This is a genomic window from Vibrio sp. R10-SG3-ISO3 (assembly GCF_059834225.1).
This window is the reverse complement of record NZ_JCBDHE010000013.1, coordinates 41,168-53,209: the sequence shown is the minus strand read 5'-3', so window position 1 is coordinate 53,209 and position 12,042 is coordinate 41,168. Positions and strand designations below refer to the sequence as shown.

14 protein-coding genes are annotated in these 12,042 nt (G+C 48.9%); 5 read left to right on the top strand and 9 right to left on the bottom strand.

Translation table 11 applies throughout. The annotated features are described in order from the left end of the window. Positions 1-4: 4 nt before the first annotated feature. The 3 genes from AC6R1A_RS02665 to AC6R1A_RS02655 are packed head-to-tail and all read right to left on the bottom strand — an operon-like array spanning position 5 to position 1,256. Positions 5-463 (bottom strand): DUF6691 family protein, encoded by a 459-nt coding sequence (locus AC6R1A_RS02665; protein WP_487902882.1) that lies wholly within the window; start codon positions 461-463, stop codon positions 5-7. A gap of 15 nt (positions 464-478) precedes the next feature. Next, a complete protein-coding gene (locus AC6R1A_RS02660) occupies positions 479-898 on the bottom strand; it encodes a YeeE/YedE family protein (RefSeq protein ID WP_500631955.1) in 420 nt (139 codons plus the stop codon). A 46-nt stretch (positions 899-944) separates the two neighbouring features. Further along, on the bottom strand, positions 945-1,256 hold the full coding sequence (locus AC6R1A_RS02655; protein ID WP_500631956.1) for a metalloregulator ArsR/SmtB family transcription factor: 312 nt from the start codon (positions 1,254-1,256) through the stop codon (positions 945-947). Between the two features lie 184 nt (positions 1,257-1,440). Between AC6R1A_RS02655 and AC6R1A_RS02650 the strand changes: the two genes are divergently transcribed. Together AC6R1A_RS02650 and AC6R1A_RS02645 are read left to right on the top strand one after the other, a co-directional pair. Beyond that, positions 1,441-1,626, top strand: a complete 186-nt coding sequence (locus AC6R1A_RS02650; RefSeq protein WP_334551801.1) for a YgaP family membrane protein — start codon at positions 1,441-1,443, stop codon at positions 1,624-1,626. A gap of 12 nt (positions 1,627-1,638) precedes the next feature. Continuing rightward, complete coding sequence (locus tag AC6R1A_RS02645; protein WP_500634047.1) at positions 1,639-3,342, top strand: FAD-dependent oxidoreductase; 1,704 nt, start codon at positions 1,639-1,641, stop codon at positions 3,340-3,342. A gap of 217 nt (positions 3,343-3,559) precedes the next feature. Here the strand turns inward: AC6R1A_RS02645 and AC6R1A_RS02640 are convergent, their stop codons facing one another. Beyond that, entirely contained in the window at positions 3,560-4,465 is a 906-nt protein-coding gene (locus tag AC6R1A_RS02640) for a LysR substrate-binding domain-containing protein (RefSeq protein WP_500634048.1), read from the bottom strand. Positions 4,466-4,573: 108 nt separating this feature from the next. Between AC6R1A_RS02640 and dkgB the strand changes: the two genes are divergently transcribed. From dkgB to AC6R1A_RS02625, 3 genes are all read left to right on the top strand, one after another. Beyond that, a complete protein-coding gene (dkgB, locus tag AC6R1A_RS02635) occupies positions 4,574-5,371 on the top strand; it encodes a 2,5-didehydrogluconate reductase DkgB (protein WP_500634049.1) in 798 nt (265 codons plus the stop codon). Positions 5,372-5,530: 159 nt separating this feature from the next. Continuing rightward, positions 5,531-6,055, top strand: coding sequence for a hypothetical protein (locus AC6R1A_RS02630; RefSeq protein WP_500628321.1), 525 nt, complete (start codon positions 5,531-5,533; stop codon positions 6,053-6,055). Positions 6,056-6,151: 96 nt separating this feature from the next. Further along, positions 6,152-7,141 carry a Gfo/Idh/MocA family protein gene (locus AC6R1A_RS02625; RefSeq protein ID WP_500634050.1) on the top strand — a complete coding sequence of 330 codons (990 nt, stop codon included), beginning with the start codon at positions 6,152-6,154 and terminating at the stop codon, positions 7,139-7,141. 38 nt (positions 7,142-7,179) lie between these two features. Here AC6R1A_RS02625 and AC6R1A_RS02620 read toward each other — a convergent pair whose 3' ends face one another. The 5 genes from AC6R1A_RS02620 to AC6R1A_RS02600 form a co-directional block, all read right to left on the bottom strand. After that, complete coding sequence (locus tag AC6R1A_RS02620; protein ID WP_500634068.1) at positions 7,180-7,659, bottom strand: heme-degrading domain-containing protein; 480 nt, start codon at positions 7,657-7,659, stop codon at positions 7,180-7,182. Continuing rightward, positions 7,656-8,711, bottom strand: coding sequence for an oxidoreductase (locus tag AC6R1A_RS02615; RefSeq protein WP_500634051.1), 1,056 nt, complete (start codon positions 8,709-8,711; stop codon positions 7,656-7,658). The genes AC6R1A_RS02620 and AC6R1A_RS02615 overlap by 4 nt, the downstream gene beginning before the upstream one ends. A 153-nt stretch (positions 8,712-8,864) precedes the next feature. Then, positions 8,865-9,518: a DUF3047 domain-containing protein gene (locus tag AC6R1A_RS02610; RefSeq protein WP_500634052.1), complete on the bottom strand. Its 654-nt coding sequence runs from the start codon at positions 9,516-9,518 to the stop codon at positions 8,865-8,867. A gap of 127 nt (positions 9,519-9,645) precedes the next feature. Then, a complete protein-coding gene (rsgA, locus tag AC6R1A_RS02605; RefSeq protein ID WP_500634053.1) occupies positions 9,646-10,734 on the bottom strand; it encodes a ribosome small subunit-dependent GTPase A in 1,089 nt (362 codons plus the stop codon). A gap of 272 nt (positions 10,735-11,006) precedes the next feature. Continuing rightward, the gene (locus tag AC6R1A_RS02600) at positions 11,007-12,041 is read right to left on the bottom strand and encodes a methionine synthase (protein WP_500634054.1); all 1,035 of its coding nucleotides are present in this window, start codon (positions 12,039-12,041) and stop codon (positions 11,007-11,009) included. Position 12,042 lies beyond the last annotated feature (1 nt).

Genomic DNA, 12,042 nt, shown 5'->3' with positions numbered 1-12,042 from the left:
AAACTTAAGCAAGTTGAGACTGTGACTTGCGGCTGTTTTTAAAACAAATCATTAGGTTAGTGGCCCCTAGACCAACCATCATGCTGGCAAAAAAGATCCACACGCCCACGTTACCTAAACCAAGACTGGCCATTGCAGGTCCTGGGCAAACGCCGGCTAGCCCCCAACCCACGCCAAACAGCGCAGCGCCGCTTAACAATCGACCATCAATCTGCTTACTTTTTGCTAGGCAAAAGGTCTGTGCCGCGAGCGGCTTTTTCTTGGGTTTAATCAACAAAAAATAGCTCGGCATAAACACCAACAAGGCGCCGCCCATCACAAACATCAAACTTGGATCCCACTGACCCGCGATGTCCAAAAAGCCCAGAACTTTGTTTGGGTCTGCCATACCCGACACCACCATTCCCATGCCAAATAACACGCCTGCCAACAGTGACGTTAAACGAAAAACAACTTTATTCATGAGAAGATCCTAGGGTTATACAAGGTGGAATCGAACAAATACCGTCAGCGCTGCCACGCCCATAAAGACGCCAGTCGCGACCATTGAACGCTTAGACAAACGGCCAAGGCCACAAATACCGTGCCCACTGGTGCAACCGTTGCCAAGGCGTGTACCCACTCCAACAAGCAAACCGGCGAGCGCCAATCCTGTCGCACTGGTTGAATAGACCGTCACCACATCGTCAACAAACAGCAAGGCTGCAAGAATACCGCCCGAGACCATGCCCACCGCGAAAAGCAATCGCCAAGAAAAATCGTTCGATTTCGGCGTAAGTAGCCCCGTCATGATGCCGCTAATGCCCGCGATTTTTCCGTTAATCAGCAACAAAATCGTGGCTGAAACCCCAAGTAACATGCCTCCTGCTAACGATTCCCAAGGAACTGTGAACGCCATATTTACCTCTAAATGTTGTATATATTAATGTTGGGTTTACCCTGTGTTATCGAGCGCAAAAAATCGTCTCTAAACTCTGAATAAGTTGAATCACTCGCGCATCTGCCAAGGAGTAGAACACCTGTTGGGACTCTTTACGCGCCTGTATTAACCCGTGCTTACGCAGCACAGTAAGATGTTGAGAGAAGGCGGATTGACTCAGTGCCGACCCTTCTTGCAACGCCCCAACGCCGACTTCGCCTTGCGTCAATTGACATAAGACCATCAAACGCTCTGGGTGAGCCATGACCTTGAGTAGCTCAGAAGCCTCAACCGCATTTTGTTGCATTTGGCTTAGATTCAATGTTTGTTCACTCATGACACACCTATTATTTTGCAATGGAATGCTCTCTAACGAATGGCTTGATAATAAACTCTAACCTAATTTAGTCAATACTAATTTAGCATTTTTGCAATTAGGTAAATAAACATTAGACTTTTCTAATTTAGAGTTCTATAGTACGAGGGTTTCATCACGAAAATGATTCGAAGGGAGAACGATCATGACGTTAGAAAATGCTATTCGTGTACTGGCAGGCAGTATGGTTCTGCTCTCGGTGGTCCTGACCTTCACCGTCAGTAGCCACTTTGTTTGGCTAACTGTGTTTGTTGGCGTTAACTTGATTCAAAGCGCGTTTACAGGTTTGTGCCCTGCCGCTTTCTTTTTGAAAAAACTTGGTTTTCACTAATCGGAGTCACCCATGACTAAAATTGTTATCGTAGGCGGTGTTGCAGGTGGTGCATCTGCGGCTGCTCGTGCTCGTCGCCTTAGCGAGGATGCTCAAATCATCATGTTTGAACGTGGTGAGTTTGTTTCGTTTGCCAACTGCGGCTTGCCTTACCACATCGGCGGCGACATTACCGACCGCAGTAAGCTCCTGTTACAAACTCCGGAGAGCTTCCTTGCACGATTTAACGTCGATGTCCGCGTGATGAATGAAGTGGTGCGCATTAATCGCGAAGACAAATCCATCACGGTAAAAAATCTGCTTGATGGCACTGAATACCAAGAGTCTTATGACTTTCTGCTACTAAGCCCAGGTGCAGGTCCGGTTGTGCCACCGATCCCTGGTATCAAGAATCCTCTGACGCATTCACTGCGCAACATTCCAGACATGGATCGCATCATCAAAACGATTCAGATGAACAAACCAGAACACGCCACTGTCGTGGGCGGTGGATTTATTGGTCTTGAAATGATGGAAGCCTTCCACCAGCTCGGCATCAAAACCACCCTCATCGAAATGGCCGATCAAGTGATGACGCCCGTCGATCGTGAAATGGCAGGCTTAGCGCACGCGGAAATTCGCCAGCGCAGCATCGATCTCAAATTGGGTGTTGCGTTAAGCGCCGTCGAATATGTACCCAATGTTCACATGGCAAGTATCGCTTCGGGTGAGGATGTCGAACATCAACACATCGAAGGTGAGTTGAAACTGTCACTCAACAATGGCGAATCGCTCACCACTGACATTCTTATTATGGCTATCGGTGTGCGCCCAGAAACCAAGCTCGCACAAGAAGCGGGTCTACAAATTGGCGCCCTTGGCGGCATTTACACCAATGAAGCGATGCAAACCAGCGATCCTAGCATCTACGCCGTCGGTGATGCGGTCGAAGAGAAAGACTTCGTGACCGGTGAGCAGACATTGGTCCCACTTGCAGGACCTGCCAACCGTCAAGGCCGCATGGCGGCAGACAATATGCTTGGCCGCAGTGAACAGTATCAAGGCACACAGGGCACTGCGATCTGTAAGATTTTCGATCTCGCCGTCGCCTCTACCGGTAAGAATGAGAAGCAGCTAAAACGCGCAGGCATCGCCTATGAAAAAGTGTATGTCCACACCGCGAGCCATGCGAGCTACTACCCGGGCGCGGAAATTGTGTCGTTTAAAATGCTGTTTGACCCAACCTCTGGCAAGATTTTGGGCGCACAAGCGGTCGGTAAAGATGGCGTCGATAAACGCATTGACGTGATGGCGGTAGCTCAGCGCGCAGGTATGACTGTCGATCAGTTGCAGCACCTTGAATTAACTTACGCCCCACCGTACGGCTCGGCAAAAGACGTCATCAACCAAGCCGCGTTTGTTGCCAACAACCTAATCAAAGGCGACAGCAAAGCGATTCACTTTGATGAAATCGACAACCTCACAGAGGACCAAGTCTTGCTTGACGTGCGTAACCCAGGTGAGTTGGAATCAGTCGGTTACATCGATGGTGCGATTAACATCCCTGTCGACCAGTTGCGTCACCGCATGAATGAGCTACCCAAAGACAAAGAGATCGTCATCTACTGTCAAGTAGGGTTACGCGGTAACGTGGCCTACCGTCAATTGGTCAACAACGGCTTTAAGGCGCGCAACCTACTCGGTGGTTACCGCACCTACAAGTTCGCTACGGCCTAAGTTTTTATTCCACCACGTCAACACTGTCTTGGGGAGCGAATGGCTCCCCTTTTTTGTTTCGTTACCTACACAAGCCACCATATCGTGTCGCCACCGTCTGAGCAAAAACAGGCACACCGTACCTAGTAAGATAGCACTGATCATCCATTGCTCTCGGTTCATTCCTAGTTCCAGCATTATTTGTCCTTGTGATTGATGGTGCGAGTAGGCATCGGCATTACAAAAAACGTCCCTCTTGCACTGTCACTTCTTTCTTGACGAAATCAATAAAAGAACTGATGCGTCGTGACGTAGCAGAGTTACGGTAATAGACAGCGTGAATGGGCTGACGAATGTCTTGTGAAGCATCTGTAAGCAATTCAGTGAGGGCACCACTCTGCCTATCTTGATAAGTCATGAAGTCTGACAAGCACGCGATCCCAGCACCGTGCAGTGCTAAGGCACGAATCGTTTCCCCGTTGTCCGAACGTAGATTACTCGTGATCTTGATGAGCTTGTTACTGTCATCAAGCAATGGCCAATCTTTTAGCGACTCCGGGCGGCTAAAGCCCAGCAATTTGTGCGACAGCAGATCTTGAACACAGTTAGGTTTGCCTTGTGCTTCAATATACGCAGGACTGGCGAGAATGCGTATACGGCTATGGCCAATAAACGTGGCTCTGAGCGTTGAATCTCTTAGTTCGCCGATCCGAAACGCAATGTCGGTCTTTTTGCCGACCAGATCGATGTTCTCTTCATTGGAATTTAACTCAATCTCCACATCAGGATACGTTTGCTGATAGCGAGCAATTAATGGAGTCAGCACATGCAAACAAAACGGGGTCGCGGCATTGATTCTCAACAATCCTGATGGTTGTGTTTTTTGGCTGGTCAGCTGCGCTTCCGCCGCTTCTACCGCATCCAAGATTTGCCGAACTTTGGCTAGGTAGATCGTCCCTTCACTCGTCACATCTAGCTTTCGCGTTGTACGATTAAGCAGCGTCGTGTCGAGTTTCGTTTCTAAGCGCGATACGGTGCGACTGACAGCAGAGACCGTCACCGACAATACTTGTGCAGCATCGCTGATCGAACCCACATCCACTACAGTCACAAACGTCTTCATCTCATCGAGGGTCGCTTTCATTGTTTACAAATTATCAAATTAGATTTTCTTTTTGTTAACTATACTGCAAGAAATAGACACCGTACATTAGTCAGCACACAAACCCTTCCTTTAAAAATAGGAGTTCATATGGCAGTTCCCACTTTCGGTGTCGGCACATTTCGTCTGACAGGAGACACAGTAAAACAATCGGTCAAACACGCGCTCGACTTGGGCTATCGCGCCATTGATACTGCGCAAATCTATGGCAATGAAGCGGATATTGGAGAGGTGATCGCGGCAAATAATCTGCCTCGTGAATCGCTATTTGTTACCACCAAGATTTGGGTGGATAACATGAGCGAGGCATCACTTATTGCTAGCCTTCGAGAGAGCCTTAAGAAACTCAACACGGATTACGTCGACCTCACTCTGATTCATTGGCCGGGGACAGACAAGAATATCGAGGAGTACATGAAGGCGCTGATGGAAGCAAAGACGCTTGGTCTGACAAAACAGATTGGCGTGTCGAACTTCAATATCGACCTGCTTCAGCAAGCGATTGATATCGTCGGTGTCGATCACATTGCCACTAACCAAATTGAACTGAGCCCTTATTTGCAAAACAACAAACTGGTTGAATTCATGCAACAGCAAGGGATTCAGGTGACGTCATACATGACGCTCGCCTACGGCAAAGTGCTTCACGATGAGGTCATCAAACAGATCGCGGTTGAGTGCAACGCAACCCCAGCGCAAGTTACACTCGCTTGGGCGCTAAACAAAGGCTACGCTGTGATCCCTTCATCGACCAAGCGCGATAACTTAGCCAGCAACCTTGAGGCGCAAAAGCTAACACTGAGTGATGATAATATGGCACGCATCGACGCATTAGAAAGAAATGGGCGTGAAGTCGACCCAGATGGGTTAGCACCCATCTGGGATTAGTCGGGTAATAGCGTCGGAGATCTGTTTTCTCTAAAACGCCGTCCTCACACAAACCATTACACGCAATGGGTTTGCACCATCAAACCCTTTGCTTTTCAACGCTATTGATATATAAACTAATGCATTGTTTTACCACGTTATCCTTGCCTTTCCTTTTTTATGTTACTCACCCTTGTTATTTTGTTGGCTATCGTCCTTACCGCGCTGCTGGCGCACTACTATCACTCCGAATCTGTACGTAGAAAAAGTCGCCAAGACGCAAAGCAGACGCTATTGCTGCGCTCCAAACGCATTAAACAGACATTCAAAGGCCACATAGAACGCTTTTGTGCCCTTGATGCCCTAACGCCAGAAACAGAAATGGCCGTGCTCCGTTTAGCCAACCTGTTCTTCGTTTTTCAACCGGTCAACAGTCACACGGTTGAGCAATACCAAGAGACGTTAAACAACTTGGTCAAGACGATTGATGAGCGAATTGATGCGGCCCAAGAGACATCACTGGACATGCTGAGTGCTGATCTTGAGCGATTTGCCGCTTCACTGCCTAAAGCGAACAGTGCTTATACTGCCAGCTTCTATCGTAATGACTTACCTGCGATGATTTATCACCTCAGCAATCAGACGACCACTTCCGTGAGTGATGAGGCCACCATGAAACCTGCACCAGAAATGGTCACCGAGTAAGGTAAGCAGTTGAGAGTGCTCACACTCTCGTTTGTGTTCGCATGAGCTGCCTAATTAATACGCTATAGTGCAGACTGCAAAGAGAAAGGAGAACTCATGTCAGCCACCCACACTCAACCCGTCATGAAATGGGGCGTGATTGCGCCGGGTCGCATCGCGCATAACTTTGCCAAAGGGATCAGTGTTGTCGACGATGCCTGTATCACAGCCGTCGCCAGTCGAGATAAACAGCGCGCAACGGCGTTCGCTGATCAGTATGGAATCGATTGCATATATTTGGATTACGCCGAGTTAATTCGCGACCCCGACATCGATGCCATCTACATCGCCACACCTCATGCGTTTCACTTTGAGCTAGCAAAACAATGCTTGTTGGCCCGAAAACCGGTGTTATGTGAAAAGCCATTGACGATGAATGCCGCGCAATCACAAGCGTTGGCGAGCCTCGCTTTAGAACAGTCCACTTTCATCATGGAGGCGCTGTGGTCGAAATTTCTCCCTGTTTGGCGAAATATGAACACATGGTTGGCGCAAATTGGCGAAGTGAAACAGGTTCACTCGAGCTTTTGTTTTAAGGTGGATGTTGACCCAAATGATCGTTTATTTGATCCCTTGCTTGGAGGTGGAGCGCTGCACGACATTGGCATTTACAATATCGCGCTATCGAACCTCCTATTTGGTCAAGCGCCGTGTGACTGGAAACTGAGCGGCGATGTCGGGCAAACAGGGGTGGAAGAAACGGTTAATGCACTTTTAGATTATGGTGACGGCCGACATGCCACCTTTCATTGTAGCTTCCATGTGGATGAGCCAATGGTGATGCAAATTTCAGGCACTCATGGACGCATTGTCATTGATGCTCCTTTCTTTGGTGCCCAATCTGCCACGCTCTACGCTGACTATAACGCCCCTGAAACCTTTCAGGTCACCCATCACGGCGGTGGGTTTGAATACCAGATTCGTGAAGCCATGGCATGCATTCGCAGTGGCCAAGTATTTAGTGAGATTCACCCTCTCTCATCAACGCTAGAGCACATGCGTATTATTGATCAAATGCGCGCTGAACTGGGCATCCCAACGCCCTAGCACAAGACTGTTCGCCATCAGATTTAGGTCACCTAGATTTAGGTGACTCTTGAACAATTCGCAAAATAGTCACTCAACACCTCAATCACTAACTGATGATCGACAGCTTGAGGTAACCCCGAGACCGTGATGGCACCTACAAGGCCACAACCTCGAATTCGAATCGGGAATGACCCACCATGCGCACAGTACTGAGTCGCATCTAGGTGCGTTTGGCGTTCAAAATCTCGCTGCTTTTGCGCATTGTACTGACCTAAGTAATAGGAGCTGTGGCCAAATCGCATCACAGAGCGGCGTTTGCGCATCGCCCAGTCTAGATTGTCGGCTGTGGTTCCGGGCATGGCGAACTGAAAGATGACCTGTTCAAATGCATACACTTCAACCAGCACAGCCGCCGACTGCGCTTCGGCACGCTGTTTTAACGCCAGCCCCAGCTCCCATGCTGTCTCATTGTTAAAGCGTTCAAACTGAAGTTCAGCTTCTTGCTCTAACAATACCTCTATTGACGCTTGAGTCATTGATTCCACTCCCATTCACCTTCCAGTGCTAATGTTTGCCCTAAGCGACTGCTCTGCATCGCTAATTCAATCAGGCGAATCGTCACTAGCGCTTGTTCGGGCGTGACGGGGACTGGCGTGTTGTGTCGAATGGCGCTGGCCATTTGCTCAAAATAGGTTTGGTATTGACCCGAAAAAGTGTCAATGCGCTCAGAGCCTTCACCGTGATAAAAACGCCCAAAGTGCGCCTCACTTTCTTGGCCCCAGCTTAGGTCTAAAGGTGTCATTCCTGAAATTAGCTGAGACTCCTGCGGATCAAGACCGTATTTTTCATAGCTGCCCTGTGTGCCCTTAACGCTAAAACGATGGTTGGGGCCCGCACTGAACATATCGCCATGAAGTACTGCTAATCGGTTGGGGTAATGAAGCATAACGTTGAAGTAATCCACCGTGGTGCTCGATGGACGTAGCATTTTGCAATGAGCACTGATCGCCTCTGGTAAGCCAAACAGTTCAAGCGCTTGATCGATAAGATGCGAGCCAAGATCGAATAAAATACCGCCGCCATCGGTTGCCTGTTCACGCCAGCGAACGCGCACTTCGGGTCTGAATCGGTCAAAGTGAGACTCGAAATGTTTAACGTCACCCACTCTGCCCTCTTCAATAAGGGATTTAACGGTTAAAAAGTCTCCATCCCAACGTCGATTGTGGTAAACACTGAGTAGACACTGATTTTGTTTCGCCAAATCAATCAACGCCTGACCATCTTGCACATTCGTCACAAACGGCTTCTCAATGATGACGTGCTTCCCCTTTTCCAATGCTAATTTCGCTAACGGAAAGTGTTCACTGTTGGGCGCGGTAATAATCACCAGTTCAGCGTCAGATTGAGTAAGCATCGCCACGGCGTCTGTAAAGTGCTGGACGTTTGGCCAATCTTGGGCCACCTCCGCCTTACTGGTGCTGACAGCAACAAAATCAAAGGCTTCTAAGCTGGTAATAAACGGGATGTGGAAGGTTTTTGCAGAAAAGCCGTAGCCCACTACAGCAGTTTTGATAGGAGAAAAAGTCATAGCACTACTCGGTCAATTATGGAGATTACCCATCTGGGGTCAAATGGGAGATCTGAGGTTCGTCGTTTATGAACAACCGATTCTATTCGACATCCATCACTCATAAAACCCCAAAAACATTCATCACTAAAATTCCATGGTGACAAACATCACTCACTGTTCTGTAAACCTTATTTCACCATAGAACGCATGGGCTTGCTCGCCACTATTGTCCGTATCGGTCATAATAGCAATGACATCAATATACTGGTACGCGCGGGCGTTATCGATATCACTACCCTTGTCGCCAAAGTAGGTGATGAAGTCTTGATAAACGTTACGCTTTTCATCATGCCATAAGCCAAGTTTTGCCTCGTGGTCTTTCACCGCTAACATTTTGACCCTTTCACCTGCATAAGCATTATCCCAAGAAGTGCCTTCACTTTGTGAGCTCGACCAAACGTAGTTGAGCGCTTGTGAGCTTAGTCCCATCAAGCCCTTTTCCATCACAAGATAAATCCGCGCGGCATAATCATCCCCTTGTTTGCTGCGCTCGTCTAATCTGGTGAGTGCTTGGTCCACTTTCCATCGCCAATGGATCATCGGTGTCTGCAAAAGATCAACACGCTTAGCGATTACCCAGCCAGACGCACTCTCTTCACTGACTGCTTGCAGCACTGAACCACCTAGCATTGGCTGATATTGAGTATTGCCAGAAAACACTTTTTCACGCCACGTTGAGTCATTAATCTCAAACGGCGGTAATGTCACATCAGCGCTGACATAAAACGCGCTGCTGAAAAGAAAGAAGCCAAGTGAAGATTTCATGGATAACACCAATATAGAGTTGAGGTGATAACTTAGTGTAATCACCATTTAATAACGATACGACCAGCATGAAACGGCCGCTGCCTAATTTCAAGGAGGCATTTCGCCTCCTTGATGCTTATCGAGATTACACCCCGTTTCTGCGTTTTTGCTTTTCTCCCATTACCCGTCGCACCATTTTGCCAAATTGTTTACTTTTCGCGCGTTGCTGCGCAAGCGTGGCGCCGTTATGGGCCTGCTCACGTAAGAGCTTTTGGTAGTTGTTAAAACGGCGTTCATCTAACTCGCCATTGGCGATAGCTTGCTGCACGGCGCAGCCCGGCTCACTTTGATGCTGACAATCACCAAAGCGGCACGCTTTAGCCAAGCTCGCTACGTCTGCAAAAGTCTCACTCACGCCATCTTCACAGTCCGCTAGTTGAATTTCTCGCATTCCCGGCGTATCGAGCAAAACCGCGCCCGAAGGCAGAAAGTGAATAGAGCGCGAAGTGGTGGTGTGCCTACCCTTGCTGTCATCCTCTCGGATACCACCGGTCGCTTGCTCGTGCTCACCTAGCAAGGTATTGACGAGCGTGGATTTCCCCACCCCAGACGATCCGATAAACGCCACCGTTTGGCCTTCGCCGCACCAGCTCATCAAGCGACTTACGCTGTTGGCGTCAAGTGCATTGACACTCTCAACCATGAGAAATGGATCCAATTGCTGCACCTGTTGGCGCAGCGCCGCTTCATCCTCGCACAAATCGGCTTTAGTCAGCACGACTACGGGCTCAACCTTGGCTTCATTAACAAGGGCAAGGTAGCGCTCAATGCGGCTTAGGTTGAAATCATAGTTAAGCGAACAGACGATAAATACGGTGTCCACATTGGCGGCAATCAGTTGCTGTTCGACCTTTGTCCCTGCGGCTTTTCGGCTAAACAGGCTTCGGCGTTCAAGTAGCGACGAGAACTGTTGCTGACCATCCAACACTAGCCAATCGCCAACGGTCATCGCTGGCAATGAACGGGTGATCGGTAAATGATGCTCTTGATAGCCGTCACTTTGTTGGCTTAGCACCACGTAACCACTGCGATGATGTGCGATGACGCGAGCCCAGCGGGTGTCATCGTAATCGTCTAATGAGATCTGCTGCTGAAAAAATGGCTTCCAACCGAGACGTTTAAGCAAATTCGGCTTTTTGTTGGCCGCGGTTAAAAAAGAAAATTTTGTATTCATGATTGAATTATCCCAGACGCAACAATGCGCCTTAATACATAGAGCATTAGGGTCTAATTCGGATAGAGTTGACCCCGGCGATACCGGGCAAAGAAGGGGGACTGTGGATTATCCACAAAGAGCGATTTGGCGGTTTACCCTTTCACTGCCCAGTTGCTGTTCATCATTACAATCATCTTGTGTCCTCGCTTTAGGTGAAATAACGCGCTGAATATAGACCTCAGTGGTGAGGCTGTCAAACCCAGCGCATACAATCCGAGCTCAACAATGCGTTACGCCGATGCGACTAACTCGTCTCGGACTATTTTGGCGCCGTCACTCAATGCTTTGAGCTTGGCAGCAGAGACCTCGCGAGGCAAAGGTGCCATGCCGCAGTTGGTACAAGGGTACAGCTTATCGGCATCGACATATTTGAGCGCTTCTCTGAGCGTACTTGCGACCGCTTCTGGCGTTTCAATGTCATGAGTGGCGACATCAATAGCGCCCACCATCACTTTTTTGCCTCGAATCAATGATAACAACTCAATCGGCACACGTGAGTTGTGGCACTCCAGTGAGATAATATCGATGTTTGATTGCTGCAACTTAGGGAACACGGCCTCATACTGGCGCCACTCGCTGCCCAACGTTTTTTTCCAGTCAGTGTTGGCTTTGATACCGTAGCCATAGCAGATGTGCACCGCGGTTTCACATTTAAGCCCTTCAATCGCACGTTCTAAGCAGGCGATTCCCCAGTCGTTCACGTCATCGAAGAACACATTAAACGCGGGTTCATCAAACTGGATGATATCGACACCTGCCGCTTCAAGCTCTTTTGCTTCTTGATTGAGGATCTTGGCAAACTCCCACGCCAATTTCTCACGGCTTTTGTAGTGCGCATCATACAAGGTATCGATCATGGTCATCGGCCCAGGCAGTGCCCACTTGATGGGTTGGTCAGTTTGCTGGCGCAAAAATTTCGCGTCCTCGACAAACACGGGTTTGATGCGACTTACCGGGCCAACCACGGTTGGCACGCTTGCTTCATAACGATTACGAATGGTCACGGTTTGACGATTGTCGAAATCCACCCCACCCAAATGCTCAATGAATGTAGTGACAAAGTGCTGGCGCGTTTGCTCGCCGTCACTGACGATAGTAACGCCCGCGAATTGCTGCTCTTGCAAGGCAACACGCAGAGCATCGCGTTTTCCATCTTGCAGCGCTTCCCCTTCTAACTTCCACGGGGACCAGAGTGTCTCCGGCTCGGCAAGCCATGACGGTTTAGGTAAGCTTCCCGCAGTTGATGTCGGTAGTAATGTTTTCATC

Excerpts from the sequence above, each read along its gene's own strand:
- AC6R1A_RS02665 (WP_487902882.1), bottom strand. The coding sequence starts at position 463 with ATGAATAAAGTTGTTTTTCGTTTAACGTCACTGTTGGCAGGCGTGTTA.
- AC6R1A_RS02655 (WP_500631956.1), bottom strand. The coding sequence starts at position 1,256 with ATGAGTGAACAAACATTGAATCTAAGCCAAATGCAACAAAATGCGGTT.
- AC6R1A_RS02640 (WP_500634048.1), bottom strand. The coding sequence starts at position 4,465 with ATGAAAGCGACCCTCGATGAGATGAAGACGTTTGTGACTGTAGTGGAT.
- dkgB (WP_500634049.1), top strand. The coding sequence starts at position 4,574 with ATGGCAGTTCCCACTTTCGGTGTCGGCACATTTCGTCTGACAGGAGAC.
- AC6R1A_RS02610 (WP_500634052.1), bottom strand. The coding sequence starts at position 9,518 with ATGAAATCTTCACTTGGCTTCTTTCTTTTCAGCAGCGCGTTTTATGTC.
- rsgA (WP_500634053.1), bottom strand. The coding sequence starts at position 10,734 with ATGAATACAAAATTTTCTTTTTTAACCGCGGCCAACAAAAAGCCGAAT.
- AC6R1A_RS02615 (WP_500634051.1), bottom strand. The coding sequence starts at position 8,711 with ATGACTTTTTCTCCTATCAAAACTGCTGTAGTGGGCTACGGCTTTTCT.
- AC6R1A_RS02645 (WP_500634047.1), top strand. The coding sequence starts at position 1,639 with ATGACTAAAATTGTTATCGTAGGCGGTGTTGCAGGTGGTGCATCTGCG.
- AC6R1A_RS02630 (WP_500628321.1), top strand. The coding sequence starts at position 5,531 with ATGTTACTCACCCTTGTTATTTTGTTGGCTATCGTCCTTACCGCGCTG.
- AC6R1A_RS02650 (WP_334551801.1), top strand. The coding sequence starts at position 1,441 with ATGACGTTAGAAAATGCTATTCGTGTACTGGCAGGCAGTATGGTTCTG.
- AC6R1A_RS02660 (WP_500631955.1), bottom strand. The coding sequence starts at position 898 with ATGGCGTTCACAGTTCCTTGGGAATCGTTAGCAGGAGGCATGTTACTT.
- AC6R1A_RS02620 (WP_500634068.1), bottom strand. The coding sequence starts at position 7,659 with ATGACTCAAGCGTCAATAGAGGTATTGTTAGAGCAAGAAGCTGAACTT.
- AC6R1A_RS02625 (WP_500634050.1), top strand. The coding sequence starts at position 6,152 with ATGTCAGCCACCCACACTCAACCCGTCATGAAATGGGGCGTGATTGCG.
- AC6R1A_RS02600 (WP_500634054.1), bottom strand. The coding sequence starts at position 12,041 with ATGAAAACATTACTACCGACATCAACTGCGGGAAGCTTACCTAAACCG.